The following is a 26,304-nucleotide window of genomic DNA, read 5'->3' as shown; positions in this document are numbered from 1 at the left end:
TTACCAAACGATCCTGTGCGTGTCGCCCGTCGCCACATTGACGAGCCCCTCCGGCGCATAATCCGATGGCGCGACCAGAACCCAGCGCCACGGGGCGCAGGTCAGCGTGGCGAAGGCGAGCCGTTCGGGAAAGCCCGCCCACCAGCGCGGCGAGGAGGACGGCTCGAACATCCATTCGATCTTTTCGCCTTCCGCATAGAGCGCCTGCATGTCGGCATCGAGGTCTTCGGCGGAACGCTGCGACATCAGTCCGGCGATCTCGTAGCGCACGGTGGCGACCACCCTGTTGTCGCGCACCAGCGCCCAGCCGCCGCCGGTTTCGACCAGCGCATTGACGGCCGCCGCCATTGCCTGATCGGAGGAGCCGACGCACCAGATATTATGCTTGTCATGGGCAAGCGAGCTTGCCAGCGCGCAGTCCGGCGTCTTCGGTCCCGTGCCGGCCCAGAACATTTTCGAGACGGATTTTTTACCGGAAAACCGGTCGACGATGGCGAATTTGGTGATGGTCTGCGCCGTATCGCGCTGGACAAAGCCGTCCGTCACCGGCAGTTCATAGGTCAGGAAATCGTCTTCCCAGTGGAACGGGCGCAGCACCGCCGCCGTCATCGTTTTGCGGTCCGGTTCTGCATGGATCGCGAAGTCGGCGGCCTCGAAAGTGCCGCCCGTATCCACCGTGTCGCGGGCCCAGTCCGGCCAGTCGATTTCGGGGACGGGAAGAATGTAGTCCTTGCCCCGGGAAACCTGTTTTCCATCGGCCCAGACCTCGGCGATCTCGAAGCTTTCAAGGTCGGAGAGAAGCACGACATCGGCAAACCGGCCGGGCGCGATCGTGCCGACCCAGGGCGTCAGCCGCATGTGCCGGGCCGGGTTGATGGTGACGCACTGAATGGCGATCTCGGGCGCGAGGCCGGACTGGATGGCGAGCCGGACATTATAGTCGGTCGCACCCTTCTGGAGCGTCTCCGAGGCCGAACGGTCGTCGGTGGCGAAGGCGATCTGCGACCAGTCGGCAAGACCGCGCTTCAGCAGGCCCTTGATCACATCGGGCATGGAATGCGGACGGAGCTCGGCGAAAAGCCCGTGGGTGAGCTTGTCCCAGAACTCCTCCGCCGTCCACGCCTCGTGGTCGGATGCCAGACCCGCGGCGGCAAAGGCATTGATCGTTGGCAGGTCCCGGATGCCTGCGGCATGGCCCTCGACAACGCCGCGTGCGGCGAAGGTGGCCTCGATCATGCCCCAGAGCCGGTCGTGGGAGCCATTCTCCGGGTTCCACACGGCAGGCCAGTCCATCACCTCGTCGAGGCCCGCGACCATCAGGCTGCCGGCCAGAAAATCGCGCTGCTCGTCATGGCCGAGATAGCCGCCGCCATGCTCATAGGCCGTCGGCGGCACGGCGGAACCGGGCAGCGGAAAGATCTTCAGCGGCGAGCCGTGCTGGCGCGCCGTCATCCAGAAATCGAGCGTCTTCGCGCCGCGCACATTGGAGAATTCGTGGCTTGCCTCGCAGGTCCAGGTATTGCCACGCGGCATCACCAGCGCCGCCTCCCATTCCGGCGTCAGATGCGAGCTTTCGATATGCTTGTGCACTTCGCCGAGCCCTGGAACGGCCATCAGGTCGGGGCGCTCGTCGACCGCAGCGCATGTCCCCGGCCATGATCCGGCGGGTCCGACATAGGCGATCCGGTCGCCGGAGATGACGATTTCCTGATTGTCGCTCCATGTGCGGGTTGCGGTGTCGAGCAGCCGGCCGACACGCAGGATACGGTCGGCCGGCGCCTTTCCAAGAGCGACAAGGGTCAGCCGCTGGCGCAGCCGGACTTCGGATTTTGCATCGATCATGATCACACCGTGAGGTGGTCCGGCGCCTCGCCGGAGCCGGAATAGCAGATGGACAGAATACGGGCATTGCCGGGGCCGGCGGAATAGAAGCCGTGCTCCGAAGCCGCGTCGAAATAGACGGTATCGCCTTCGGCCAGGACGATCGGGGCATAGGGGACCATCTCGAAGATCACGTCGCCTGCGAGCACATAGACGAATTCCTCGCCGCTGTGGGCGCTGCGGGCCGGCTCGGCTTTGTCTGCGCGCGGCGGGATGTCGATCACCATCGGCGTCAGAGCCTTGTCGGCAAGCTCGGTGGAAAGCAGGCGGTAGACGCCCATGTCGTTCTCAAGCCGTTTGCCCTCCCCCCGGCGATTGATGGTGCGGGCTGCGCGGGCGAAGCGCGGGCGGGTTGACCGGCCCTCCAGAAGGTCGGCAAAGTCGAGGCCGAGCCCGCCCGAGAGCCGCGTCAGCACGGAATAGGCGGGCTGGCTCTGGCCGTTCTCGATCTTGGAAAGCGCCGAAATCGAAACGCCGGTGCGCCTTGAAAGCTCGGCAAGCGTCCAGCCGTTTTCGCGGCGCAGCTCCGACAGGAGGCGGGAAACAGAGCTTGTCTCGTTCTGCTCGCTCTTTTCCGCTGTGTCCGGCTCAATCAATTTTCTCTCCCCCACTCGATAAATCTGTCATGCGTTCAGCCTGTTACCGGACCTTTGGTCTCGACGATCAGCCGGTAGGCTTCCGGTTCGCGGTGGCGGGCGAAATCGAAAATGGTCTTGCGGTAAAGGGCCGCCATGTCGAGATCGCATTTCGCCACGATCACCTCGTCGGCGGTTGAGGTTGCCATGGCGACGATCTGGCCGGACGGGGCGACGATCATCGACTGGCCGATCAGGTTCGAGCCTTCCTCGTGGCCGGCTTTTGCCGTGGCAACGACCCAGTTGGAATTCTGGTAGGCGCCGGCCTGGAGGGAAAGCTGGTTGTGGAACTGCGTCAGGCTGTCGAAATCGAAATCGCCGGTATGGTCGTCGGGCGTGTTGTAGCCGACGAGGATCATCTCCGAGCCCTTCAGCGCCATCACCCGATAGGTCTCCGGCCAGCGGCGATCGTTGCAGATCGCCATGCCGATGCGCGTTCCCATGGTCTCGAACACATTGAAGCCGAGATTGCCGGGCTCGAAATAGTATTTTTCGAGGTGCTGCGAGACCATGTCCGGTTGCGGCCGGTCCCATCCCGGCAGGTGGATCTTGCGGTATTTGCCGACGATTTCGCCGTCCCTGCCGACGAGAATGGCCGTGTTATAGCGGTGCTTCACGCCGTTCTCGACCGCCAGTTCCGCATAACCCAGATAGAACCCGATCTTCAGCCGCCTGGCCGCCTCGAACAGAGGCCGTGTGTCCGGCCCCGGCATCTCCGTCTCGTAAAAGGCGTCGATTTCATCCGGGTCGGTCATGTGCCAGCGCGGAAAGAAGGTCGTCAGCGTCAGTTCCGGAAAGACGACGAGCTCCGCGCCTCTGGCGGCAGCCTCGCCAAGAAGGGCGATCAGGCGCTCGACAACGGCCTTGCGGGTGTCCGAGCGGGCGATCGGCCCCATCTGGGCGGCGGCGGCGACAATCGACCGGCTCATGGCTTCTGCCCTTCGTCGTCCAGAATGCAGCAATGGGCGAAATCGAAGGCAAGACCGACATTCTGCTCGGCTTCGATCGGGTTGGAGAGCGGGCCATTGGCGACCAGAATGCCCGTGGCGGTCTCGATCTTGTACTGGTAGGCGCGGCCGAGGTAGGAGCGCATATGGGTCTTTCCGGCAATCGCATCGGCATTGCCCGCATCCGTCAGGGTCAGGCCTTCCGGGCGGGCGCCGATGACGAAGCGCTCCGGCAGCGGACCGGTCTCGGCCTCGTCAAGGTCGATCCGCTCGCCGCCTTCAAGCTCGGCCGTCACGATCGCGCCATTGCGGGCGATGACGCGCATGGCGATCAGGTTGTCGAAGCCGACAAAGCGGGCGACGAAGGCGTTGACCGGGCGGGTGTAAAGCACTTCCGGCGTGTCGAGCTGGACGATATTGCCGGCATTCATGATCGCGACGCGGTCGGAAATGGAAAAGGCCTCTTCCTGGTCGTGGGTCACATAGATGGCGGTGCGGCCGTTGGCCTTCTGCAGCTCGCGGATTTCGACGCGCATGTCGACGCGCAGCTTGGCATCGAGGTTCGAAAGCGGCTCGTCGAACATCAGGAGCGGCGGGTCGATGGCGAGCGCGCGGGCGACGGCGACGCGCTGGCGCTGTCCGCCGGAAAGGGCGGCGGGCAGGCGGTCGGCGAAGCTCGAAAGCCCGACCCGCTCCAGCATGCCGGCCACGCGTTTCTCGCGTTCGGCGGGCGCCACCTTGCGCTGCTTCAGTCCGAAGCCGACATTTTCGGCGACGGTCAGATGCGGGAACAGTGCATAGTTCTGGAACACGATGCCGGCATCGCGCTTGTGCGGCGGCAGGCCGGTGACATCGCGCCCGGCGACCGAGATGTGCCCGCCCGTCGGCTGCAGGAAGCCGGCAAGCAGCCGCAGCGTGGTGGTCTTGCCGCAGCCGCTGGAGCCGAGAAGCGAGACCAGTTCGCCCTCGCCGACGGACAAGTTCAGCCCGTGCAGAACCTGCGTCGTGCCGTAATGGGCGGTGACATTGTTCAGAATGACGGCGTTCTCAGCCATGAAAACTCCTATTGAACGGTCTTCGACAGACCGAGGCTGCGCTCGATCAGCATCATGACGAGAATGGTGACGCCCATCAGCAGCACGGATACGGCGCTGACGGTCGGATCGAAGAACTGCTGCACATAGGTGAAGACCTCGATCGGCAGGGTCGAGATGCCAGGCCCGGTCAGGAACAGCGCCACGGCCATATCATTCAGCGAGGTGATGAAGGCGAGCACCATGCCGGCGATCACGCCGGAGCGGATATTGGGCAGGACGATGGTCCAGAACGCCTTGACCGGATGCATGCCGAGGCTGATGGCGGCCTCCTGGATCGAGAAGTCGAAGCCCGCAAGGCTCGCCCCGATCACCCGCACCATATAGGGCAGGCACAGGATCGCGTGGCCGAGGATGAGCGAGGGCAGGATCGGCAGCTGAAACTGGACGATCAGCGTCTTCAGCAGCGAAAAGCCGAAGACGATTTCGGGGATGAAGAAGGGGAGGAAGAACACCGAGCCGTACCAGCCGGGGATCTTCATCCTGTAGCGCGTCAGCGCATAGGCGGCCGCGAGACCGGTGACCAGCGCGATCAGCGTGCCGCCAATGGCCACCTGCATCGATATGATGAATGTATCGAGAAAGCCGCTGTGATTGAACACATTGGCATACCATTTGAGCGTGAAGCCCTGCGGCGGGAAGGCAAGAAAGGGCGTATCGGACACGGACGTGCCGATGACGATCACGATCGGCCCCGCCAGGAACAGGATGACCAGCCAGCCGAACAGTTTCGAAAGCGGATGAATGCGACGACCGGTCAATGGACAGCCCTCCGTGCCGAAATCCTGCCGGCAATGGTGCCCAGCACGACGACGCAGAAGATCGCGGTTCCCATCATGATCGCGGCGATGGTGTTGGCCACCCCCCAGTCGAAGGAGATCATCGCCTTCTGGTAAAGCAGCGTTGCCAGCGTCATCTGCGGTTCGCCGCCGAGAAGCGTCGGCGTGACGAAGGTGGCGAGCGACCCGGTGAACACCAGAACCGAGCCGACGATCATGCCGGGGACAGCCAGCGGCAGCGTCACCTGGAAGAAGACGGCGACCGGCGCGGCGCCGAGCGAGCCGGCCGCGAGATAAAGGTCATCTTCGATGTTCTCGAGCACACCGACGAGCGACAGGATCATCAGCGGCGTGAACAGATAGGCGAGACCGGCAATCACCGCGCCCTGCGTGAACAGCATTTCCATCGGCTCGCTGATCAGCCCGAGCTTCATCAGCGCGGTGTTGACCACGCCGTTGCGACCGAGGATCGCCATGAAGGAGAAGGAACGAACGACCACGCTGGTCAGCAGCGGGAACACCGACAGGATCAGCAGCACGCGCTTCAGACCTTGCGACGCATTGGCGATCATGTAGGCGCCGCCGAAGCCGAGGATGAGCGCCGTCAGCGTCGACAGGAAGGCGATACGGAAGGAGCGGATCATCACCGTGCGATTATAGCTGTCGGCGAAGAAATCCCGGTAGTTGGCGAACAGCCCGGCCGGATTGGAGAAGCTTTCGGCAAGCGTGCCCGCGACCGGAATGATCAGGATGAAAAGCAGAACCGCGGTTGCCGGCAGAACCAGCAACCACGGGCCAAGCGCGCTGAGGCGCTGCACGAGGGAGACGCGGGAAGTCAATTGGTATTCCGTCAGCGCCCGAAGACGTCGTTCCAGCGGCGCTCCCAGTCGTCATTGACCTCGAGCAGCTTGTCGTAGGGGGTCGGCTGCATGCTCAGCACGGCCTTCTCGCCATAGACGAGCTGGGAGGCCTGCTCCGGCGTCAGTTCCACGGTCTTGTTGACCGGGCCGGAACCGCTGACCAGTTCGATCGCCGCATCCTTCTGGGCCTGCATCGAGATCGAGAAATCGATGAAGGCGAGCGCCAGCTCCTTGTGCTTGGCGTTCTTCGGGATGTTGTAGGTGTTCATCATCCGGAAGTCGCCTTCCGAAAGCTCGGCCCAGCCGATATTCGGGTTGGCGGCCTGGATCGCCGGAAAGGCATAGTCCTGCGCCAGACCGATAAAGGCCTCACCGGTCGACAGAAGATTGGTGAGCTCCGAGCCCGAGGAGAAGGTCTTGACGATGTTCGGCTTCAGCTCGGCCATCTTGGCGAAGGCGGTATCCGGATCCTCGAAGGCGTCGGAACCGGCGCATTTGCCCGCCATCATCACCGTCAGCGGGCCGCCGGTCGTGTTGAAGGCCGGCATGGCGATGGCGCCGGCGAAGTCGTCGCGCCACAGATCGCACCACGAGGTGATCGGCGTGTCGGTGCGGGTCTTGTCGTAGACGATGCCATAGCGGCCGAAGGTGTAGGCCGGGCCGTATTCGCCCTGCGGGTTCTTGGCGGCATCGTAGAGCTCATCAAAATTGGAGAGCTTGGAGGAGTCGATCGTCTCGAAAGCGCCTTGGTTGATGCCGATCTGCGAGAACTTGTCGGTCAGCAGGATGACGTCGACGCCGCCGCGGATGCGCGCCTTGTTGAGCCGCTCGGGCGCGCCGCCGGTCTCCGTGACAATCCTGACATTGTGCTTCTTTTCGAAAGGCTCGAAAATGAACGGTTCATAGAAATCGTTGGAATAACCCCAGTTGGAAACGACGAAGGTTTCCTGAGCCTGGGCCGAAAAGACAGGCAGGCAGAACAGCGCGGCAAGCGCGCCTGCCCGGAGAAGAGACTTGGAGTGCGGCATTCGGGAGGTCCCTCATATCTCGAAAAGGAAATCTTTTTTCCAGTTAGAGAAATTCCGTTGGCCTGTCAATTTTTATGCATTAAAAAAAATGCCTAAAATGTAGGCTGCGCCATTGCCCTGACCCGCCGCTGTCAAGAACCGGCAAAGCGATGGCGTCGACGTTGACTTGTTCGCCCACAATATGACTACATGTGCAGTCAAGTGAACATCAAGGAGCGCGAAATGCAACTTTCCATGTGGACCTATCCCTGGGACATTCAGGACCAGGGGCTTGAGCGGGCATTTTCCGATCTGGCGGGTCGGGCGGGCCTGAATACGGTCTCTCTGGCATCGTCCTATCACGCGGGCCGCTTTCTGCAGCCGCGCAGCCCTGCGCAGAAGGCCTATTTCCCGCAGGACGGCACGATCTATTTTCGCCCCGACGCGGCGCTGTGGGCGGGCAAGACGATCCGTCCGCTGATGGCCGACAATGTGGCGGAGCGCGGCGACATGCTGGAGGCGCTGACGACGGCGCGTGATGCCGGCGACGGCATGAAGGTCAATTGCTGGACGGTGTGCCTGCACAACACGCGGCTCGGCACGCTTCATCCCGATCATGTGACGCGCAATGCTTTCGGCAATCCCAACTATTACAACCTCTGCCCGTCGAGCCCGGCGGCGCGCGATTACGTCGTCACCCTGGTTCGAGATATGACGACGCGTTACAAGCCCGACATGGTCGAGCTCGAAAGCCCGAATTTCATGGGTTTTGCCCATGAGTTCCACCACGAGAAGGACGGCGTCGGGCTCAATGCCGAGGATGATTTCCTGCTGTCGCTCTGTTTCTGCGACCATTGCATGGCGCGCGGAAAGCTGGCCGGCGTGCCGATGGAGGAAGCCCGCGAGACGGTGCGCGGCTTCATCGCGGACATCTGCGAACGCGAAGTGCCGGCGAAACAGTTTCCGGATTTCCCCCAGGCGGGCAATGATGCCTTCAGTGCCTATGCCGCTCTCAGGGCCTTTCTGGAATGGCGCTCCGAGCCCGTCACCAGTTTGATCGCCGAGATCCGCGCCGCGGCCGACCCGGAAAGCAAGATCGTGCTCATCGATCTTGCCGATGGCTGGATGGGCGGCGTCGATCTGCAGGCGGTCGGCGGTGTCTGCGACGGTGCGATCCTGTGCTGCTATTTCATGGAGCCGGAGGCCGTGACCGCGCTGATGAAGACCGGCCGCGCGGCGCTGGGGCCGAACAAGTATCTCGGCGCGGGCTACCGGGTCTTCTATCCGGAAGTGACCTCGGCCGACGCCCTTGCCGCGCGCGCCAAGGCCGCGATCGAAGCCGGCGCCGACGGCATCAACTTCTACAATTACGGTCTCATCCCGGAAAAGAGACTGGACTGGGTGCGCCGGGCCGTGGACGTCCTGCCGAAGTGACGGGCTGGACGGCGAGCCGGAAAGGATTGGCCGGGCGTTACGGATTCCAACTTGACTACATGAGTATACAAGATAACAATAGGGCATAAGCAAAACAGGTTCTCTCGAAAAAGGGGAAAAACATGAAACTGAAGAAACTGCTGCTCGTCGCCTCCGTTCTTGCGGGCATGGCGGCTCCCGCGATGGCCGAGGATAAGTTCACCATCGGCTATGACAATTATTTCAACGGCAATTCCTGGTCGGTTCAGCTCTCGAAGGAATTCGAGGCCGAAGCCGAACGGCATCAGGATACGGTCGATGTCGTCTACACGGAATCGGAGCTGAAGGCCGACAAGCAGGTCTCCAACATCGAGGACATGATCACGCGCGGCGTCGACGCCATCATCCTCACGCCGATCTCGCCGACCGCCGTCATTCCGGTTCTGAAGAAGGCGGAAGCCCAGGACATCAAGATCGTTCTGCTCGCCTCGACCATCCGCAGCGATGACTATGATGCTCTGGTCACCGTCGATGACGTCGATTTCGGCAAGGCCGGCGCCGAATGGCTGGCCGACAAGCTGGACGGCAAGGGCAGGATCATCGCGCTCAATGGCATTTCCGGCATCTCCGCCAGCGATGACCGCTGGAAGGGCGCCAAGGCGGTGTTCGACGAGTATCCCGATATCGAGGTCATCAGCGTGGTTGACGCTGGCTGGGATTATGCCAAGGCCAAGGTCGCGGTTTCCAACCTTCTCGCCGCCAATCCGGAGATCGACGGCGTCTGGTCGCAGGGCGGCAGCATGACGCTCGGCGCGATCGATGCCTTCGAGGCGGCGCAGCGCCCGCTGGTGCCGATGACCGGCGAGGACAATAACGGCTACCTGAAGCGCTGGACCGCGCTTGAGGCCGACGGCTTTGAATCCGTTGCGCCGTCGAAGCCGACCTGGCTCGGTTCGGAAGCTCTTCTGGTGGCGCTCGATCTGCTTCAGGGCGAAGAGGTGGAAAAGAACAAGCTCTACGAGGTGCCGATGATCACGTCGGAGAACCTGTCCGAGTTCACGCGCGACGACCTCTCCGACTCCTTCTGGGCCAATACCCGGCTCAGCGACGAACAGGTCCGGGCAACCTTCCAGGATTGAGCGGGCTTGGCGCATCGGCCCGAAAATCGGAAACGACTTTCGGAAGGCACGATGCGTGGATTCAATGAGTTGGAGCGTTCTTTGTGCGTTCGAATGGACGCTCGGCGCTCCAGCAAGCGAGAGAGAAACAGTGACGAGCCATACCTCCGCACAACACCCCCCTCTGCTGGCGGTCACGGGTCTGTCGAAGTCCTTCGGGCGCAACGCCGTCCTGCAGGACGTTTCTTTCTCGCTTGGCCGGGGGGAAGTTCTGGCGCTTGTCGGCGAAAACGGCGCCGGCAAGTCCACCCTCATGAACATCCTGTCCGGCAATCTTCCTTATGACAGCGGCGAGATCCGCCTCGCCGGCGAGGGCTATCATCCGGCAAGCCCGGCTGAGGCTGCCGCGAAGGGCGTCGCCATCGCGCACCAGGAAACGGCGATCATGCCGGACCTGACGGTGGCCGAAAACACCTTCTTCCGCCGCGAGCCGCGCAATGCGCTCGGCCTGATCCGGCAGAAGCGGCTTCATGCCGATTTCGCCGACCTTTCCGCGTCTCTCGGCTTCAGCCTGGACGGAAAGCGTCTCGGTCGCCGCCTGAGCGCGGCCGAACGGCAACTGGTCGAGATAGCGCGCGCGATCGCGGCCAAGCCCGATCTGCTGATCCTTGACGAGCCGACGGCATCGCTTTCCGCCGAAGCGGCGCAGTCCGTCTTGAAGCTGATGAACGAGCTGAAGCGGGAAGGCACATCGGTCATTTTCATCTCCCACCGCATGGGAGAGATCATGACGGCGGCCGACCGCGTCGTGGTTCTGAAGGATGGCGCGCTCACGCTGGAAGCGGCGCGCGGCGCCTTTGCCGAGGACGATCTGATCCAGGCCATGGTCGGCCGCAAGCTGGAAAACATCTTTCCGGAGCGCCCGGCGCTCGCCGATCTACCGGTCCGCTTTTCCGTGACTGGCGGGACAAATGCCGACCTGCCGGAAATCGACTTTTCGGTGCGGCGCGGCGAGGTGCTCGGCATTGCCGGTCTCGAAGGGCAGGGGCAGAAACCGCTGGCGGATGCGCTGTGCGGCATCGCGCCGTTCCGTTCCGGCGCGGTGGAGCTCGACGGCAAGGCGGCGACGCTCAAATCGCCGGCGGCCGCCATCGGCGCCGGCATTGCCAGCATTCCCGATGACCGCAAGCATGAGGGCCTGGCGCTGTCATTGCCGATCCGCCTCAATATGAGCCTGTTTGCGATCTCGGAACGCTCGCGCGCCGGCGTCCTGCCGCTCGGCTACGAGCGGCAGTTCGTCGAGGGCGCGCGCGAGCGCTTCTCGATCCGCTCCACCGATATGGAGCAGCCGGTCGGCGAACTCTCCGGCGGCAACCAGCAGAAGGTCGTCTTCGCCCGCTGGCTCGCGCATACGCCCAAGCTTCTGGTGCTCTACGAGCCGACCAAGGGCGTCGATGTCCAGTCGAAGAGCGAAATCTACCATCTGGTCGACGCGCTTTCGAAAAAAGGCGTCTCCGTCATTCTCATCTCCTCCGATCTGATGGAACTGATCGGCCTCTCCGATCGCATTCTGGCGCTCTACGAAGGTCGCATCACCGGCGAGATCGCCCGTCCAGACTTCTCCGAGGAAAAGATCATGCGCTATGCCGCGGGCCTGCCGTCTCACGGACAGGGCAGTGCTGAAAACGGGGAGGCGGCCCTTGTTTGAAGGTTCTCTTCGCTCCAACCTGCTCCTCAGCCTGCCGGCGCTTGCGCTCGCGGCTCTGCTGATCGCGGTGACGGGCTTTCTCTCGCCGAATTTCTTCAGCGATTCGAATCTGACCAACCTTTCCACCCGGCTTCTGCCGCTCGGGCTTGTTGCGCTGGGCGAGGCGCTGGTCCTGTTTGCCGGCCGCATCGATCTTTCCGTCGGCTCGATCATGAGCCTTGCGACGGCGATCATGGCGCTGACTTCGGCAAGCCTTGGCTGGCTCTCGGTTCCGCTGGCGCTTGCGGCAGGCCTTGCCTGCGGAATCTTCACGGCCTGCGGCGTCAACTTTCTCAGGATCAATCCGCTGGTGATGACGCTGGCGACGGCGGCCATCGTCAAGGGCATCACAATGCTCCTGCTGCCCTCGCCGGGCGGCGAGGTGGACTATGCGTTCTACGAGGCGCTTTTCGGCGCCGAGCGCCTGTTTTCCGCGCCGCTTGTGATCTCGCTTGCCGTCTTCGTCGCAATCGCGATCGCCATGAACTGGACGCGGCTCGGCCGGTCGATCTACGCTTTCGGCTCCGATCCGCGCGCGGCCTTTGCCAACGGCATTTCGGCGTTGCGCGTCGATCTCATGGTCTTCGGCCTGTCGGGCGTGCTGGCGTCGGCCGCCGGTATCGTGCTGTCCATCCGCATCCTCTCCGGCGATCCGCTGATCGGCGAATCCTATACGCTCGATGCCGTCTCGGCGGCGATCCTTGGCGGCGTGGCGCTGCAGGGCGGCCGCGGCAATGCCGTCGGCGTGTTCTTCGCAGCCCTCTCGCTCGTACTCATCAACAACATGTTCAACCTGCTCGACCTCGATACCAGCCTGCAAAACATCGCCAAGGGGCTGATCTTCATCGTCGCGCTGGTGTTCTTCATGCGCGGTAAGGAGAACTGAAATGGCGGTTTCGGCTTTCCTTTCCAACGCAAGGCCCGCAGGCGCAACTTGGCGCGCACTGGCGCTTCTCGCAATCCTGCTTGTCGTGCTCTTCGTGTTTTCGGGGCGCGTCTCGGTGGTGCAGATCATGGACAATGCCCGCCAGGCCGCGCCCCTCGGGCTGATCGCGCTCGGTCAGGCGCTGATCCTGATGATGGGCCGGCTCGACCTTTCCGTCGGCGCGACGGCAGGGCTCGCCAATATCGTGCTTGCCGCAAGCTTTGCCGGCAACATGGACAATATGGCGGCAGCGCTTGCGATCACCGTGTTCTTCGGTCTTCTCGTCGGCCTTGCCAATGGCGTGCTGGTCGTGGTGCTGCGCATCCCGGCGTTTCTCGCCACGCTCGCCACCTCGCTGGTATTGTCTGGCGCGATCCTCGTCTATACCGGCGGCAGCCCGCGCGGATCGATCCCGGCCGGTTTCCGGGTCATCTCGGAGGGCTGGCTGTTCGGCATCCTGCCGTGGTCGGTGGTGCTGTGGCTCATCTGCAGCCTGATTTTGCTTGCCTATGTGCATTACTCGCTCTCCGGCCGTAAAATGCTGCTTGCCGGCGCCAATGCCGCCGCCGCGCGCCGCAACGGCATCGCCGCCGACCGCATGGTGATTTTCTCCTTCGTGCTGGCGAGCTTCATGGCGACGCTTGGCGGCATCATGCTGTCGTCGATCACCGGCATGGCCTCGATCGGCATAGCCGATACCTATACGGTGGATTCGATCGCCGCGGCCGTCATCGGCGGGGCGCTGTTCACAGGCGGCGTATTCCTGCCGCTGGGGGCGGCTGCCGGCAGCCTTATCCTCTTCTTCCTTCAGAGCCTGCTCTACGTGCTGTCGCTGCCGCCGGCGGCGCGCTTCGTTCTCCAGGGCTCGATCATCATTCTCGCGCTTGCGCTCTCAAACTTCAAAAAGGATCGCTGAAGATGGAATTCATTCGCACACTCAATGGCGATATCGCGCCGGAGGACCTCGGCGTCACCTATTCGCATGACCATCTCTACTGCATTCCCCCGCTCTGGCAGGAAAAGAAGATCGACGATTTCATGATCGATGACATCGAAGCCTCGATCAAGGACGTCGAACTGTTCGTCGCGGAAGGCGGCCAGGCCGTCTATGATGCGACCGCGATCGATTACGGCCGCAAACCCGCCGAACTGAAGGAAATCTCCGACCGCACCGGCATCAAGATCATCGCCACCGCCGGTTTCAACAAGGCGATCATGTGGCCGGGCCAGATGCCGGGTACCGGCGGCACTTTCCAGGAGTGGATCGATGGGCATTCGCGCGCCGAAATCCGCGACCATGTGGTCGGGGAACTGACCGTCGGCATGGATGGCACGGACCTCAAGGGCGGCGTCGCCAAGTTCGGAACCGGCTACAACACGATCTCGGAGTCCGAGGACAAGGTCACCCGCGCCGTTCTGGACGCCCACAAGGAGACCGGCTGCCCGCTGCATTCCCATACCGAACTCGGCACGCTGATCCTCGAACAGCTTGCCATCCTGAAGCAGGAAGGCGTCGATCCGACCCGGCTCACCATGGCCCATGTCGACCGCAATCCGGACCACTGGCTGCATCTGAAGGCGGCTGAAACAGGCCTGTTCATGTGCTTCGACGGCATCAGCCGGATCAAGTACCACCCCGAAAGCGTGCTGATCGACTGCATCCTCAATCTCGTCCGTCATGGTCACGAAGACCAGATCGTCGTCGGCGGCGATATCGCCCGGCGCACCATGTACCGCAATTACGGCGAGGGCGGCCTCGGACTCGGTTATATCCTCGGCAGCTGGGCTCCGCGTTTCATGGAGCAGGCCGGCGACGCCGGGTTCGACGGCAAGGCGCTGTTTGACAAATTCTTCGTCAAGAACCCGCAGCGCGCCTTTGTCTTCAAGCAGTGAGCATCCCCTTGGCATATGATAAGACCGATATCTCGCGACTGAACGACAGCGACATGGAAGCGGCGCTGGCCAAAATTCCGGTGCTTCTTCTGCCCATCGGCGCGGTGGAAAGCCATGGCGACCACCTGCCGGCGGGCACCGATAATATTCTGGCGGCAAGGCTGGTCGAGGAACTGGTCAAGACGATTGACGGCGAAACGCCGGTGCTCAGGCTGCCGGTGCTGCCTTTCGGTCAGGTCTGGTCGCTTGCCGAGGCCGCGGGGTCTTTCGGCGTCAGCAACGAAACCGTCAGCAATACCATCACCGAGATTGCCGAAAGCGCCGCGGGCAAGGGCATCCGCACCGTGGTCGTCGTCAACGCGCATCTTGGCAACGCCGTTGCCATTCGCGATGCGCAGCGGCGGCTGAGGGAGAAGGGCATCATGCTGGCGAATTTCTTCTATCCCGGCGCCGGTCCGGTGATCGAGGCGGTGCGCGAGAAACGCGAAGCCCACGCCTCCTACATGCATGCCTGCGAGATCGAGACGTCCTACGTGCTGCATCTGGCGCCCGATTCCGTCGATATGGATAAAGCCATTGAAAACTATCCGGAATTTCCGGAGGATTTCGCGACGGTCGCCTATCGCTGGACCGATTTTTCCAAAAGCCCGGTTCTCGGCGATGCCCGTGCCGCGACCGCGGAAAAGGGCGAAAAAATCCTGAAGGCTGTCCTCGCCAATATGGCAAAGCAGATAGCCGTCCTTTATGCTAGGCAGTTCGACGGCAGTTCCTGAGAGCGCCGGATTTCTCCGGAACTGCGCCAAAGCATGAAATAGACGCTTTTTCAGGAGCCGCTCTTGCGCGCAGATGCCCCCGTGGCGAAGGACCATCGCCCGGTCTATATCCAGATTGCCGAAACGCTGAGAGCCCGGATCGTCTCAGGCTATTACGATGACAAGATCGACGGCGAACTGAAGCTTGCCGCGCAGTGGCAGGTCAGCCGCCGGACAATCCAGCAGGCGCTGGAAATCCTGGTGCGCGAGGGCCTGCTCGTGCGCCAGCACGGCATGGGCACCTTCATCAACCGCAAGGGCGTCGAAAAGCGCTATCACGCCATTGCCTCGATCACCGAAAGCCTTGTCGGCCAGGGGCTGAAGCCGGATTATTCGGTGCTGGAAAGCGGGCCGGTCGCGGCGGGCGAGCAGGAAAGGCGCTTCTTCGGGCTCGCCGGCGATGCCATGGTCTATCGCCACAAGCGGCTGGCGGTTACCGGCGGCAAGCCGCTTGCTGTGGTTTCCACCAGCCTCAATCTCGGCCTTCTGGAAGGCGTCGAACTCTCCGCGCTGTCCGGTTCGCTCTACAGGGTGTTGCGTGAGAAATTCGGCCGCACGGTCGTCTTCGCCGACGACAAGTACATGCCCGTCGCAGCCGATGCCGAGATTGCTTCGCTTCTGAAGCTGGAAGAAGGCGCGCCTGTGTTTCTTGCCGTCAGGGAAGGACGCGACCAGACGGGGGCGCCGCTCGAAGTGTCACGCATCGTCATGCTGCCCGTGCCGCTCGACATTTCCATCCGCAATGTCGGTTTTCCGGCCGCCGAGCCGGACAACCGCAGTCCTGCCGCCAAGGAGTGGACCTATACGATCGGCTTCGGCGATTTTCGGCGAGACGGCGAAGACTAGAGAGTCGGACGAAAAAGTGGTTACCGGTTTTTCGATAACCCGATGCGCCTGAACAAAGGGATGGATCATCGGACGGTTCAGATTAACCGCCCGATGATCTAGAGGTTTCGATCAGTCGGCGACCGCCCTCAGCGCGCCGAGTGCGGCCTCGCTGCCGGCCTTGAACCGGGCAAAGCCGGCATCATAGGCCGATCTGGTTTCCGCAGACGGCGCAAAGCGGGCCTTGAGCGCGAACGTCGTTTCACAGGCCTCGTCCAGGGAGGCATAGTCGCCAAGGGCAACGGCCGCGCAGAGCGCAGCACCCTTGGCGCCGAATTGCGTGCCTTCCGGCACTTCGACCGGAGCGCCGGTGACGTCGGCAATCATCTGCGACCAGAACGGGCTGCGCGCGCCGCCGCCGACAAGCCGAATGGAGGATTTGACGCCGCCGATCGCCTCGAAGCAATCCCGGATCGCATAGGCCAGTCCCTCATAGACGGCGCGGACCATGTCGGCGCGGCGGTGATGCGGGGCAAGGCCATGGAAGCCGGCGCGGGCCTTCGGCTCGATACGCGGCGCGATGACGCCGGAAGCCGAGAGATAGGGGATGAAGGAGACGCCGTTCGCGCCCGCCGGGCTTTGCTCGGCGAGTGCGCCAAGGGTTTCATAGGGAGCCTCGCCCGCGAGAATATCCGGGCAGAGCGTTTCGAGCGCCCAGTCGAGCACCGTCGTGCCGGCGACATTGACCATCGACTTCATCCAGCGCTTTCCCGGAACGATGAACAAGAGCCCGAGATCGCGTGGCTCATAGACGGCGTGGTCGAAGATGACGCCGTTGAGGCAGGGCGTGCCAAGCACGGTGACGGCCTGGCCCGGCTTGTGGGCGCCGGCGCCGAGCACGCAGGCGCTGGTGTCGCCGGTGCCGACGGCAACGGGCGTTCCGGCCTTCAGCCCGGTTGCCTGTGCTGCAGCCTCGGTCACCGTGCCCGCCAGCGCCTCTCCGCGGGCGACCGGCGAAAGCAGATGGACATGATCCTCGATGCCGAGAAGCGCGGCCTGTTCGGGATGAAAATCGCGCGTCACCGCCGAACCGGGGGCCATGGCGGCTTCCGATTCATCGGTGGCGATCGCGCCGGTCAGCCGGAAGCGGATAAAATCCTTGGCCGTCAGGATATGGCGGGCCTTTGCCAGCACATCCGGTTCATGTTCGGCGAGCCAGGCCATCACCGGCAGCGTGCAGCCAAGCTGCATCACCGAGCCGGAATGGGCGAAGACGGCGGAGATCAGGCCCGGCTTTGCGGCTTGAAGCCTGTCAACGAGGTGCCGCGCGCGGGCATCGTTCCACAGGATTGGCGGGCGCAGAAGGCGATCATTCTCATCGAGCGCCCAGACCCCGACCATGACGCCGGTGATGCCGATCGACCTGATCGAAGACGGTGCGGCGGCGGCTTCGCGCAGAAGGCTGCGAATCACCCGCGCCGCGGTCTCCCAGGTCGCCTCGCCGTCGAGTTCCGACCAGCCGATGGGGGCCTCGAGCAGCGACATGCGTTCGCTTGCCTCGGCCTGCTGATGCCCTTTGCGGTTAAAGAGCGCGGCCTTGATGACCGAGGTGCCGATGTCAATTCCAAGATACATGCCGGCCACTATGGCTTGTCTATAAGTGTAGTCAAGTCAAATATGGCCGGCCTGACCCGCCCGGTCCCGGCCGGACGGCCCGAGGGGCCGCGCGGCGAGCGTCGTGGCCGTCTCAGGCCTCGCCCCAGAGATCCTCGGCCACCTTGACGACGAGTTCGAGCTTGCGGCGCTGGTCGTCCTCGGTCAGCGCATTGCCGTGTTCGGTGGAGGCGAAGCCGCATTGGGGCGCGATGCCGAGCTGGTCCATGTCGACATATTCGGCGGCCTTGTCGAACTGGCTGCGAATCCAGTCCATGCTTTCCAGTTCAGGCGTCTTGGTGGTGATGAAGCCGGCCATGACGCGCTTCTTTCCCTTGGGCAGAAGCTTCAGCGGCTCGAGGCCGCCGGCGCGGTCGGTGTCATATTCCATGAAATAGATGTCGACGCCGGTCTTGTTGAAGATCGCGTCCGCCGCTGCGTCGTACCCGCCGGATGCGGCATAGGTGGAGCGGAAATTGCCGCGGCACATATGCATGCCGATCAGCATGTCGGCCGGGCGGTCCTTGATCGCCTCGTTCAGCATCCACGCATAGCGGTCGATCAGCCAGTCCGGATCCTGGCCCATGGCCTTGCGCTCGGCGCGCTGCTCGGGATCGCCGAGATAGGCGAAGAAGATGTCGTCGAGCTGCAGGTAGCGGCAGCCGATGGCATAATAGGCGTCGACGGCCTGCTTGTAGGTCGCCGCAATGTCGGCGAAGAGGACGTCCGGATCCTTGTACGCGGCAGGCATCACGTTGGCCGGATCGGTGCGGAAATGGACGCAGGACGGTCCGGGGATCGAGATCTTCGGGCAGACGGTCGTGTGGTCCTTCACGAAGGTGAAGTGCTCCAGCATGGGGTGATCGGCGGGGAACCCGAGCTTGCCGTTGATCACCGGGCGGACCGGCGGGATTTTGGTGCCGTGAAACTGAACGCCTTCCTCGCGCGTCTGCATCTCCATGCCATCAAGCATGCCCATGAAATCGAAGTGCCAGAAGGCGCGGCGCGCCTCGCCGTCGGTGACGACCTTCAGACCCACATCCTCCTGCATCCTGATCAGCGCCGGGATCGCCGCATCTTCGATGGCGCGGCGTTCTTCGGCGGGAACATGGGCATTGCGCGCCTCCGCAACGGAGCGGGGGCGGAGAAGACTGCCGACATGATCGGCGCGGAAAGGCGGTGTGGGCATGGAGCGACCTGGGTTGCGTTGCGATATAGATGTCATACGGTCATTGGTCGGAAATGGGAAATGTCATTTCGTCATGTTTCGATGAAATGTATACATCCCGCCGGCGTGACGTGGCTCGCAGACGCCTGCCATCCCGGTCGCGGGAACGGCCCGGATGAGAGAGCCTATCGACGGCGCTTGACGTAGATCTCGAGTTTATGGCTGACGATGGAGAAGCCGTGTTTCTTCGCGATTTCTTCCTGAAGCCGCTCGATCTCGTCGGAGCGGAATTCGATGACCTCTCCGGTGTCGATATTGATCAGATGGTCGTGGTGCGGATGGTCCGCGCTTTCGAAGCGGGCGGGACCGTCGCCGAACCTGTGCTTTTCCAGAATGCCCTTTTCTTCAAGCAGCCTGAGCGTGCGATAGACGGTCGCGAGCGCAATTCCCGGATCGATCTCGATCACGCGCCGGTGCAGTTCGGCGGCGTCGGGGTGATCATCCATGCTTGCGAGCACCTGCAGAATGACCCGGCGCGGCTTGGTCAGGCGAAGGCCGTTTTCGGCGCACAGGGCTTCGATGTCCATTCGATCCTCTCTTCCATTGCCTGCGGGCCGGCGCCGCGCCTTTCGAGCGAGCGCCGGCTTTCGCAACTAAGCCAGTTGCGTCGCAATTGCAATGTCGTCGAGCCTATTGCGCCGGCGGCTGCTTTTGCCAGGCTTCCGTCCGCGCCGCCTTCCGGGTTGAATATATGAACACGGCGACAAAGACGGCGGACAGCAGAAGCACGATCGTCGGCGCCGGCGAACTGTCGATGAAGAAGGACAGGTAGATGCCAAGAAAGGAGGAGGCGACGGCGATGATGACCGACAGGAGCAGCATGGCCGAGAAGTTCCGCGTCAGCAGAAAGGCGATGGCGCCCGGCGCGATCATCATGGCGATGGCGAGAATGATGCCGACGGCCTTCAGCGCCGCCACCACGGTGAGCGAGATCATGCAGAGCAGGCCGTAATGCAGGAGATTGACGCGCAGCCCGACGGCGCGCGCCTGGGCTGGATCGAAGGCGTGGAGCAGAAAGTCCTTCCACTTGACGGCGAGCACGGCGGCGACGAGAACGGAAATCGCCGCCGTTTCGGCGATATCGGCCAACGACACGCCCAGCATGTCGCCGAACAGGATATGGTCGAGATGGACCGAGGACTGGATCTTCACATACATGACGAGGCCGAGGCCGAACATGCCGGCAAAGACGATGCCCATGATCGTGTCCTGCTTGATCCGGCTGTTTTCGCTGAGGTAGCCGGTGGCGAGCGCGCAGGCCATGCCCGCCGCAAACGCCCCGATCGCGTATGGAAAGCCGATGATATAGGCGATGACGACGCCGGGAAAGACGGCGTGCGAGATCGCGTCGCCCATCAGCGACCAGCCCTTGAGCACGAGAAAGCAGGAGAGCAGCGCCATGGGCACGGCGACCGTCATCGAGATGATCAGGGCGCGGACCATGAAGGAGAACTGGAACGGCATGAGGAGCGTGTCGACGATGGTCATCGGCCTGCCTCCAGGGCCTGTCTGGCGCGCCGTCTTGCAGCCCGCAGGCCGTGTTTGGGCGCCAGGAAGAAGGCGAGAAGGAAAATCGCCGTCTGCAGGACCACGATGATGCCGCCGGTCGCGCCGTCGAGGAAATAGCTCGCATAGGCTCCGAAAAAGCTGGTCAGCGTGCCGATGAGAACGGCGAGAACCAGAAGACGGGGAAAGCGGTCGGTCAGGAGATAGGCCGTGGCGCCGGGGGTGACGACCATACAGATCACCAGAAAGGCGCCGACGGTCTGCAGCGCCGCAACGGTGGAGGCGGCGAGAAGCGTGAAGAAGACGGCCTTCAGCAGGCCCGGCCTCAGGCCGATGGAGCGCGCATGGTTCTCGTCAAAGAAGGTGACCATCATGTCCTTCCATTTGGCGAGAAGAATGGCCAGCGACACGAAGCCGATGATAGCCAGCTGCAGCGTGTCTTCCGGCGTGATCGCCAGGATATTGCCGAGCACGATGGTCTGGATGTTGACCGATGTCGGAGAGACCGAGGCCATGAACAGGCCGAGGCCGAAGAAGGAGGAGAAGATCAGGCCGATGATCGCATCCTCCTTCAGCTTTGTGCGCTGGTTGAGAAACAGCATCGCGGCCGCTGCCAGCCCGCCGGAGAAGAAGGCGCCGACCGAAAAGGGCAGGCCAAGCATGAAGGCGCCGGCAACGCCCGGCACGATCGAATGGGAAAGCGCATCGCCGATCAGCGACCAGCCTTTCAGCATCAGGAAGCAGGAGAGAAAGGCGCAGACCCCGCCGACGAGCGCGGAGACCCACATGGCATTGGTCATGTAGGCATAGCTGAAGGGTTCGAGGACTACGGACGTCATCGCCTGCCCTCCGCTTTCTCATCCTCGTCCCGCTTTTGCGCGATGCCGTCGCGAAAGATCAGCGGTCGTTCATCGTCGGAGAAGATGCCGACGGGGTTCGGCTGTTCGTGCTTCGCGCCGTTGTGGAGCATGAAGTGACGCAGCACCCCGCCGAAGGCCTGTTCCAGATTGGCCTCGGTGAAGGTTGTCTCCGTCGGGCCATAGGCGAGCACGGTGCCCTTGACCAGCACCGTCTGGTCGCAGAATTCCGGCACGGAACCGAGGTTGTGGGTCGACACCAGCATCACCCGGCCCTCGTCGCGCAGGTCCCGCAGAAGCCTGATGATCTGGTCCTCGGTCTTGACGTCGACGCCGGTGAAGGGTTCGTCGAGGAGGATGACCCAGCCGTCCTGCGCCAGCGCGCGGGCCAGGAACACGCGCTTCTTCTGCCCGCCGGAAAGCTCGCCGATCTGGCGGTGGCGGAATTCGCTCATATTGACGCGGGCGAGGGCCTTGTCGACGGCCTCGTGATCGGCCTTCTTCGCACGTCGCAACGGGCCCATATGGCCGTAGCGGCCCATCATCACCACGTCTTCAACGAGAACCGGGAAATTCCAGTCAACCTCCTCCGACTGCGGAACATAGGCCACGAGGTTCTTCTTCAGCGCCGCGTTGACGGGCATGCCGAGAACGGAGATATCGCCCTTCGCCAGCCGGACGAAGCCCATGATCGCCTTGAAGAGGGTGGATTTGCCTGCGCCGTTGACCCCGACAAGGGCGGCGATCGTGCCGGAGGGTATGGCGAAGGTGGCGTCGGTCAGCGCCGTATGGCCGTTGCGATAGGTCACGGTCGCATGGCTGACGGCAATACCGGTTCCGTGGTCCTTCCCCGTCTGGTCGGGGCGCCGGTCCGCAAGATTGTTCATTCCGACAATACCTTTGGGTTAGAATGCGCGGCAGCGCCGCATAAGGCGCGGCGTTGCAATTGCTGTCAAGGATAGGGCAGGGGCCCGACAAGGAAAGGCATGGCGCGCGGCCAGACCGCCCCATGGACTACGAATGGGCCGAAAGTCCCTTGGCGATGCGGTCCGACGTCACCTTCAGAAGGTCGATATAGGTCGGGACCGGGCCATCCGGGTCGCTCAGCGAATCCACATAGAGAACGCCGCCATATTCGGCGCCGGTCTCGCGGGCGACCTGCTGGGCCGGCGCGGGCGAGATCGTGCTTTCGGAGAAGACCACCGGGATATCATTCTCGCGCACGACGTCGATGACGTGGCGAACCTGCTGCGGCGTGCCCTGCTGGTCGGCATTGATCGGCCAGAGGTAGAGCTCCTTCAGGCCGAAATCGCGGGCAAGATAGGAGAATGCGCCTTCGCTGGAGACGAGCCAGCGCTTGTCCTCCGGAACGGCATCGATTTCCGCCTGGATCGGGTCGACGACGGCGCGGATCTTCTCCTTGTAGGCCTCGGCATTGGCGGCATAGGCGTCCGCATTGTCCGGATCATACTCCACGAACGCGTCGCGGATATTGTCGACATAGATCAGGGCCGAAGTCGGCGACATCCAGGCATGCGGATTGGGCTTGCCTTCATAGGGGCCGTCGGCAATGCTCATCGGCTCCACGCCCTCGGAGACGATGACGCTCGGCACATCGTCGAGGTTCTGGAAGAATTTCTCGAACCAGAGTTCGAGGTTGAGACCGTTCCACAGAATAAGGTCGGCGCCCTGCGCCCGAAGGATATCGCGCGGCGTGGGAGCGTAGTTGTGGATCTCCGCGCCCGGCTTGGTGATCGATTCGACGATCGCCGCGTTGCCGGCGACATTGCGGGCGATATCGGCGATCACCGTAAAAGTGGTCACGGCCTTGAACTTGCCGTCTTCGGCCGCCGCCGCCGGCATGACGGCCGTTGCCGCTGTGACTGCCAGAATTGCCATGGCGGTCAGTATCGACCGCCGGGTCGTATCGAACATCTTTCTCTCCCGTTGCAAATGAATTTTAGAAGCAATGACCAGCAAGCCTCGTTCATAATGTAATTGAGAATTATTTGCAATAAAATTCGCAAAAGAGTCCGGTTTACGGTTCGGCGGGCCCCTGATGCACCGTGACATGACCCGGCTCTGTCCCGGGCCTCGTTCAACGTGTCCGGCTGATCCTTTTGTCGGTCCCAAAGGTCACCGGCCCGAACGCGCCTGAAAATTCATTTGCCATTATGGTATATATGCGTATATATGAAGAAACACAGATTACAGGCGTATCGATATGACCAATGTGACCATCATCGGAACAGGGTTTGCGGCTCTCACCACCGCGCGGGAGTTGCGCAGGCGCGACAGTGCGGTGACGATCAGGATGATCTCGCCGCGCGACGCGCTCCATTACCTTCCGAGCACCATCTGGCTGCCGGCGCACTTGCGGCAGGGCGAAAAGCTGAAAGTGCCGCTTGCAGGCTTCTTCGACCGGTATCGCATCGACTATGTGCCCGCCAGCGTCACCGGTCTTGGCGAGGACGGACGCACGGTCCTGACTGACAACGGCACCTACCGGGCCGACCATCTGGTGATCGCTTCCGGCGCGCGTTTCATCAGAAGACTTCCCGGCATAGAACATGCCCTGGTGCCCTGCGAGGGGATCGCCGTGGGTGAGGAGATCGCCCGGCGGCTGGAGGCGCTGGAGGGCGGCACGATCGCCGTCGGTTTTGCGTCCAACCCGAAGGAGCAGGGCGCGGTGCGCGGCGGGCCGATGTTCGAGTTCCTGTTCATCATCGACACCCTGCTCAGGAAACAGAAGCGGCGCGACAGGTTCCGCCTTGTCTTCTTCAATCCCTCCGACAGGCCGGGCCAGAGGCTTGGCGACAAGGCCGTCGACGGCCTCCTGAAGGAGATGAAGCGGCGCGATATCGAGACCCGTCTCGGACACAAGATGGCCCGGTTCGAGGAGGACCAGGTGGTGACCGAAGGCGGCGCCTTTGCCGGCGACCTGATCGTGTTCATGCCGGGACTGACCGGCCCGGCCTGGCTCGAAAACACCGATCTGCCGCTTTCGCCCGGCGGCATGATCGCGGCCGACGAGATGTGCCGCGTCTCAGGTCGCGAAGGCCTCTGGGTCGTCGGCGACAGCGGCTCCTTTCCCGGTCCGGAATGGATGCCGAAACAGGCTCATCAGGCGGACCTGCAGGGCGTGGCGGCTGCGGAAAACATCGCCTGCGCGCTGAAGGGCGAGGCGCCGCGCCGCGCCTTCAAGCCGGAACTCATCTGTATCGTCGATACGCTGGACGCCGGCATGCTCGTCTTCCGCAATCAGAAGCACAACATCGTCCTGCCGAAGAGCCGGATCTTCCACTGGCTGAAGCGCTATTTCGAACGGCATTACCTCAAGGCCTTTCGCGACGCCTCGCCGCAGCGCTGAGGCTGTCGCGCCTGACGCCGGCCCCTTGCCGGAGCGTTCGGCAAGGCCATATGTGTCTTAACGTTCGGTCCAACGGGCACTTGCCGCTACGCACCCTGTGGCGGGCGGCGACCACCGTGGACCGCCAATCAGGAAAGGATGACAGCGATGAAAAATACCAAATTAATCGAATATCTCCAGCGCGCGGTAAACATGGAGATGAGTGCTGCCCACCAGTATCAGCTGCACGCGCACACGCTCGAAGATTGGGGCCTGACGAAAATGGCGGCGAAGATGCGCGCGGAAATGGCGGAGGAACTCGGGCATTCCGACCAGTTCATCGAGCGGCTGTTCTTCCTCAAGGCTTCGCCGAAGATTGCCTTCGACAAGCCGCCGCAGAAGGCCGAAAGCCTGCCCGAGATGTTCAAGGCCGACAAGGCCGACGAGGAAGAGGCGATCGCCGTCTATACCGAGGCGGCGCTGCATGCCGCGGAGCTTGGCGATATCGGCACGCGGATGCTGTTCGAGAAGATCGTGCTCGACGAGGAAGGCCACAAGGACTGGCTTGAGCTCCAGCTCGACCTGATCGACCGTCTCGGAGAAAAGACCTATAGTTCCAAGCTGGTTTCCTTCGCTGACGACGAGGAAGACGAGGGCTGAAAAAGGCCCGGCGTCGCGCTATCGGTTGAGCGCGGGACAAACGCCGGCAGCGCTGGCCATCGCGGCTGTTCTGCCCTTCCGGCTTTGCGCTGCCGTTTGTTGCCGGTATCTGGATAGAGGTCTGCGGGTCTGACGGGCCTGATGCCCCCGGCCAGCGTCGGGGACACAGCTTGCGCCGCGACACCTCAATGCTGACCCTCAAACCGCAACCAGACCTTCGCTCACCCGGGCTCTCGGGGCTGCCTGGCCGGCTAGTTTGGTCTCCCTGCACAAATATCCCGCTACTCGGCATCCGTCTTCTGCTCAGAATCCGGGCGTAAAGCTGGTAGGCCGTCTCGACGATGGGCGGCGATCCCGGCCTTATACGCTTTTGACATTGCGGCGATTTGCCGTAATACCGTTGAGATCGACTGTCCTGCCTTGTCGGGCAGCCTGATCGTCCGGAGCAGACTCGAACGTTTAAGAGCGTATTTTGAAATGGATATTGTGAAAACGCATATTCCCGGCCTCGTTATTCTGACGCCCAAGCGGTTCGGAGACGAGCGCGGGTTTTTTTCCGAGAGCTGGAACAGGAAGGTCCTGTCCGGTCTGGGGATCGAGATCGATTTCGTGCAGGACAATCATTCCCTGTCGCGTGCGGTTGGCACGGTGAGAGGATTGCACTACCAGTCGCCGCCGCATGCGCAGGCCAAGCTGGTCCGCTGCGGACGCGGACGCATTTTCGATGTCGCCGTCGATGTCCGCGAGGGATCGCCGACCTTCGGCCAATGGTACGGCCTCGAACTCTCCTTCGAAAACGGCAGGCAACTGATGATCCCGGAGGGCTTTCTGCACGGTTTCATGACGCTCGAGCCCGACAGCGAGATCATCTACAAATGTTCCGACTATTATGCCCCGGAATGCGACGGATCGGTCCGTTTCGATGACCCGGATATCGGCATTGAATGGCCGCTCTCCGGTGTTCAATTCACCGTTTCGGCAAAGGACAGGGATGCCCGGTCCTTCACTGACTTCCAGAGCCCCTTCAGCTATTGAGGCTTCGCTATGAAATTGCTCGTTACCGGCGGCGCCGGTTTCATCGGATCCGCGGCCGTGCGTCTTGCCGTTTCCCGCGG

At 62.7% G+C, this 26,304-nt stretch carries 25 protein-coding genes; 11 read left to right on the top strand and 14 right to left on the bottom strand.

The annotated features are described in order from the left end of the window. Genes AC5DC2_RS01685 through AC5DC2_RS01655 form a run of 7 tightly spaced genes read right to left on the bottom strand, consistent with a single transcriptional unit; the run spans position 1 to position 7,224 of the window. Positions 1–1,842: an adenine deaminase gene (locus tag AC5DC2_RS01685; RefSeq protein ID WP_491697267.1), complete on the bottom strand. Its 1,842-nt coding sequence runs from the start codon at positions 1,840–1,842 to the stop codon at positions 1–3. A 2-nt stretch (positions 1,843–1,844) separates the two neighbouring features. Beyond that, positions 1,845–2,477 carry a helix-turn-helix domain-containing protein gene (locus AC5DC2_RS01680; protein ID WP_491697266.1) on the bottom strand — a complete coding sequence of 211 codons (633 nt, stop codon included), beginning with the start codon at positions 2,475–2,477 and terminating at the stop codon, positions 1,845–1,847. Between the two features lie 35 nt (positions 2,478–2,512). Next, the gene (locus AC5DC2_RS01675) at positions 2,513–3,445 is read right to left on the bottom strand and encodes an N-carbamoyl-D-amino-acid hydrolase (protein ID WP_024708662.1); all 933 of its coding nucleotides are present in this window, start codon (positions 3,443–3,445) and stop codon (positions 2,513–2,515) included. Beyond that, positions 3,442–4,518 carry an ABC transporter ATP-binding protein gene (locus AC5DC2_RS01670; RefSeq protein WP_491697265.1) on the bottom strand — a complete coding sequence of 359 codons (1,077 nt, stop codon included), beginning with the start codon at positions 4,516–4,518 and terminating at the stop codon, positions 3,442–3,444. Before AC5DC2_RS01670 ends, AC5DC2_RS01675 begins: the two co-directional genes overlap by 4 nt. Positions 4,519–4,526: 8 nt before the next feature. Beyond that, entirely contained in the window at positions 4,527–5,318 is a 792-nt protein-coding gene (locus AC5DC2_RS01665; RefSeq protein WP_200335939.1) for an ABC transporter permease, read from the bottom strand. Continuing rightward, complete coding sequence (locus AC5DC2_RS01660) at positions 5,315–6,175, bottom strand: ABC transporter permease (RefSeq protein WP_491697264.1); 861 nt, start codon at positions 6,173–6,175, stop codon at positions 5,315–5,317. The genes AC5DC2_RS01665 and AC5DC2_RS01660 overlap by 4 nt, the downstream gene beginning before the upstream one ends. 11 nt (positions 6,176–6,186) lie before the next feature. Continuing rightward, on the bottom strand, positions 6,187–7,224 hold the full coding sequence (locus AC5DC2_RS01655) for an ABC transporter substrate-binding protein (RefSeq protein WP_491697263.1): 1,038 nt from the start codon (positions 7,222–7,224) through the stop codon (positions 6,187–6,189). A gap of 222 nt (positions 7,225–7,446) precedes the next feature. On the opposite strand from AC5DC2_RS01655, the gene AC5DC2_RS01650 reads away from it, so the two are divergent. From AC5DC2_RS01650 to AC5DC2_RS01615, 8 genes are all read left to right on the top strand, one after another. Then, entirely contained in the window at positions 7,447–8,637 is a 1,191-nt protein-coding gene (locus tag AC5DC2_RS01650) for a hypothetical protein (protein ID WP_491697262.1), read from the top strand. Positions 8,638–8,759: 122 nt separating this feature from the next. Beyond that, positions 8,760–9,755: an ABC transporter substrate-binding protein gene (locus AC5DC2_RS01645; protein ID WP_491697261.1), complete on the top strand. Its 996-nt coding sequence runs from the start codon at positions 8,760–8,762 to the stop codon at positions 9,753–9,755. 130 nt (positions 9,756–9,885) lie between these two features. Next, positions 9,886–11,442, top strand: a complete 1,557-nt coding sequence (locus AC5DC2_RS01640) for a sugar ABC transporter ATP-binding protein (RefSeq protein WP_491697260.1) — start codon at positions 9,886–9,888, stop codon at positions 11,440–11,442. Continuing rightward, positions 11,435–12,367, top strand: a complete 933-nt coding sequence (locus AC5DC2_RS01635) for an ABC transporter permease (RefSeq protein WP_491697259.1) — start codon at positions 11,435–11,437, stop codon at positions 12,365–12,367. Before AC5DC2_RS01640 ends, AC5DC2_RS01635 begins: the two co-directional genes overlap by 8 nt. A gap of 1 nt (position 12,368) precedes the next feature. Further along, positions 12,369–13,322, top strand: a complete 954-nt coding sequence (locus AC5DC2_RS01630) for an ABC transporter permease (RefSeq protein ID WP_024708671.1) — start codon at positions 12,369–12,371, stop codon at positions 13,320–13,322. Positions 13,323–13,324: 2 nt separating this feature from the next. Continuing rightward, positions 13,325–14,299, top strand: coding sequence for a phosphotriesterase family protein (locus AC5DC2_RS01625; protein WP_491697258.1), 975 nt, complete (start codon positions 13,325–13,327; stop codon positions 14,297–14,299). 8 nt (positions 14,300–14,307) lie between these two features. Beyond that, on the top strand, positions 14,308–15,072 hold the full coding sequence (locus AC5DC2_RS01620; protein WP_051424084.1) for a creatininase family protein: 765 nt from the start codon (positions 14,308–14,310) through the stop codon (positions 15,070–15,072). Between the two features lie 63 nt (positions 15,073–15,135). Then, complete coding sequence (locus tag AC5DC2_RS01615) at positions 15,136–15,957, top strand: GntR family transcriptional regulator (RefSeq protein WP_491697257.1); 822 nt, start codon at positions 15,136–15,138, stop codon at positions 15,955–15,957. A gap of 111 nt (positions 15,958–16,068) precedes the next feature. On the opposite strand, the gene AC5DC2_RS01610 is transcribed toward AC5DC2_RS01615, so the two are convergent. From AC5DC2_RS01610 to AC5DC2_RS01580, 7 genes are all read right to left on the bottom strand, one after another. After that, positions 16,069–17,571: an FGGY-family carbohydrate kinase gene (locus tag AC5DC2_RS01610; RefSeq protein ID WP_491697256.1), complete on the bottom strand. Its 1,503-nt coding sequence runs from the start codon at positions 17,569–17,571 to the stop codon at positions 16,069–16,071. Positions 17,572–17,683: 112 nt separating this feature from the next. Continuing rightward, positions 17,684–18,778: a 5-methyltetrahydropteroyltriglutamate--homocysteine S-methyltransferase gene (locus tag AC5DC2_RS01605; protein ID WP_491697255.1), complete on the bottom strand. Its 1,095-nt coding sequence runs from the start codon at positions 18,776–18,778 to the stop codon at positions 17,684–17,686. 164 nt (positions 18,779–18,942) lie between these two features. Further along, positions 18,943–19,344, bottom strand: a complete 402-nt coding sequence (locus AC5DC2_RS01600) for a Fur family transcriptional regulator (protein ID WP_024708677.1) — start codon at positions 19,342–19,344, stop codon at positions 18,943–18,945. A gap of 103 nt (positions 19,345–19,447) precedes the next feature. Further along, a complete protein-coding gene (locus AC5DC2_RS01595) occupies positions 19,448–20,305 on the bottom strand; it encodes a metal ABC transporter permease (protein ID WP_491697254.1) in 858 nt (285 codons plus the stop codon). Then, positions 20,302–21,162, bottom strand: coding sequence for a metal ABC transporter permease (locus AC5DC2_RS01590; protein ID WP_024708679.1), 861 nt, complete (start codon positions 21,160–21,162; stop codon positions 20,302–20,304). The genes AC5DC2_RS01595 and AC5DC2_RS01590 overlap by 4 nt, the downstream gene beginning before the upstream one ends. Then, positions 21,159–22,067, bottom strand: a complete 909-nt coding sequence (locus AC5DC2_RS01585; RefSeq protein WP_491697253.1) for a manganese/iron ABC transporter ATP-binding protein — start codon at positions 22,065–22,067, stop codon at positions 21,159–21,161. The genes AC5DC2_RS01590 and AC5DC2_RS01585 overlap by 4 nt, the downstream gene beginning before the upstream one ends. Positions 22,068–22,194: 127 nt before the next feature. Then, entirely contained in the window at positions 22,195–23,115 is a 921-nt protein-coding gene (locus AC5DC2_RS01580; RefSeq protein WP_491697252.1) for a metal ABC transporter substrate-binding protein, read from the bottom strand. 289 nt (positions 23,116–23,404) lie between these two features. Between AC5DC2_RS01580 and AC5DC2_RS01575 the strand changes: the two genes are divergently transcribed. The 3 genes from AC5DC2_RS01575 to rfbC all read left to right on the top strand — a co-directional run bounded on the left by AC5DC2_RS01575 (position 23,405) and on the right by rfbC (position 26,224). Continuing rightward, positions 23,405–24,550 (top strand): NAD(P)/FAD-dependent oxidoreductase, encoded by a 1,146-nt coding sequence (locus AC5DC2_RS01575; RefSeq protein WP_491697251.1) that lies wholly within the window; start codon positions 23,405–23,407, stop codon positions 24,548–24,550. A gap of 147 nt (positions 24,551–24,697) precedes the next feature. Then, positions 24,698–25,189, top strand: coding sequence for a bacterioferritin (locus tag AC5DC2_RS01570; protein ID WP_024708683.1), 492 nt, complete (start codon positions 24,698–24,700; stop codon positions 25,187–25,189). 477 nt (positions 25,190–25,666) lie between these two features. Further along, entirely contained in the window at positions 25,667–26,224 is a 558-nt protein-coding gene (gene rfbC, locus AC5DC2_RS01565) for a dTDP-4-dehydrorhamnose 3,5-epimerase (protein ID WP_491697250.1), read from the top strand. The last annotated feature ends 80 nt before the right edge of the window (positions 26,225–26,304 follow it).

Source organism: Martelella sp. (assembly GCF_984369615.1).
The sequence above is the reverse complement of the archived record's forward strand: the minus strand, read 5'-3'. Positions and strand labels throughout refer to the sequence as shown.

Bases quoted from the DNA above. Each gene is read 5' to 3' on its own strand.
- AC5DC2_RS01685 (WP_491697267.1), bottom strand. From the start codon at position 1,842: ATGATCGATGCAAAATCCGAAGTCCGGCTGCGCCAGCGGCTGACCCTT.
- AC5DC2_RS01675 (WP_024708662.1), bottom strand. From the start codon at position 3,445: ATGAGCCGGTCGATTGTCGCCGCCGCCGCCCAGATGGGGCCGATCGCC.
- AC5DC2_RS01670 (WP_491697265.1), bottom strand. From the start codon at position 4,518: ATGGCTGAGAACGCCGTCATTCTGAACAATGTCACCGCCCATTACGGC.
- AC5DC2_RS01655 (WP_491697263.1), bottom strand. From the start codon at position 7,224: ATGCCGCACTCCAAGTCTCTTCTCCGGGCAGGCGCGCTTGCCGCGCTG.
- AC5DC2_RS01650 (WP_491697262.1), top strand. From the start codon at position 7,447: ATGCAACTTTCCATGTGGACCTATCCCTGGGACATTCAGGACCAGGGG.
- AC5DC2_RS01645 (WP_491697261.1), top strand. From the start codon at position 8,760: ATGAAACTGAAGAAACTGCTGCTCGTCGCCTCCGTTCTTGCGGGCATG.
- AC5DC2_RS01630 (WP_024708671.1), top strand. From the start codon at position 12,369: ATGGCGGTTTCGGCTTTCCTTTCCAACGCAAGGCCCGCAGGCGCAACT.
- AC5DC2_RS01625 (WP_491697258.1), top strand. From the start codon at position 13,325: ATGGAATTCATTCGCACACTCAATGGCGATATCGCGCCGGAGGACCTC.
- AC5DC2_RS01610 (WP_491697256.1), bottom strand. From the start codon at position 17,571: ATGTATCTTGGAATTGACATCGGCACCTCGGTCATCAAGGCCGCGCTC.
- AC5DC2_RS01605 (WP_491697255.1), bottom strand. From the start codon at position 18,778: ATGCCCACACCGCCTTTCCGCGCCGATCATGTCGGCAGTCTTCTCCGC.
- AC5DC2_RS01600 (WP_024708677.1), bottom strand. From the start codon at position 19,344: ATGGACATCGAAGCCCTGTGCGCCGAAAACGGCCTTCGCCTGACCAAG.
- AC5DC2_RS01595 (WP_491697254.1), bottom strand. From the start codon at position 20,305: ATGACCATCGTCGACACGCTCCTCATGCCGTTCCAGTTCTCCTTCATG.
- AC5DC2_RS01590 (WP_024708679.1), bottom strand. From the start codon at position 21,162: ATGACGTCCGTAGTCCTCGAACCCTTCAGCTATGCCTACATGACCAAT.
- AC5DC2_RS01585 (WP_491697253.1), bottom strand. From the start codon at position 22,067: ATGAACAATCTTGCGGACCGGCGCCCCGACCAGACGGGGAAGGACCAC.
- AC5DC2_RS01580 (WP_491697252.1), bottom strand. From the start codon at position 23,115: ATGTTCGATACGACCCGGCGGTCGATACTGACCGCCATGGCAATTCTG.
- AC5DC2_RS01575 (WP_491697251.1), top strand. From the start codon at position 23,405: ATGACCAATGTGACCATCATCGGAACAGGGTTTGCGGCTCTCACCACC.
- AC5DC2_RS01570 (WP_024708683.1), top strand. From the start codon at position 24,698: ATGAAAAATACCAAATTAATCGAATATCTCCAGCGCGCGGTAAACATG.
- rfbC (WP_491697250.1), top strand. From the start codon at position 25,667: ATGGATATTGTGAAAACGCATATTCCCGGCCTCGTTATTCTGACGCCC.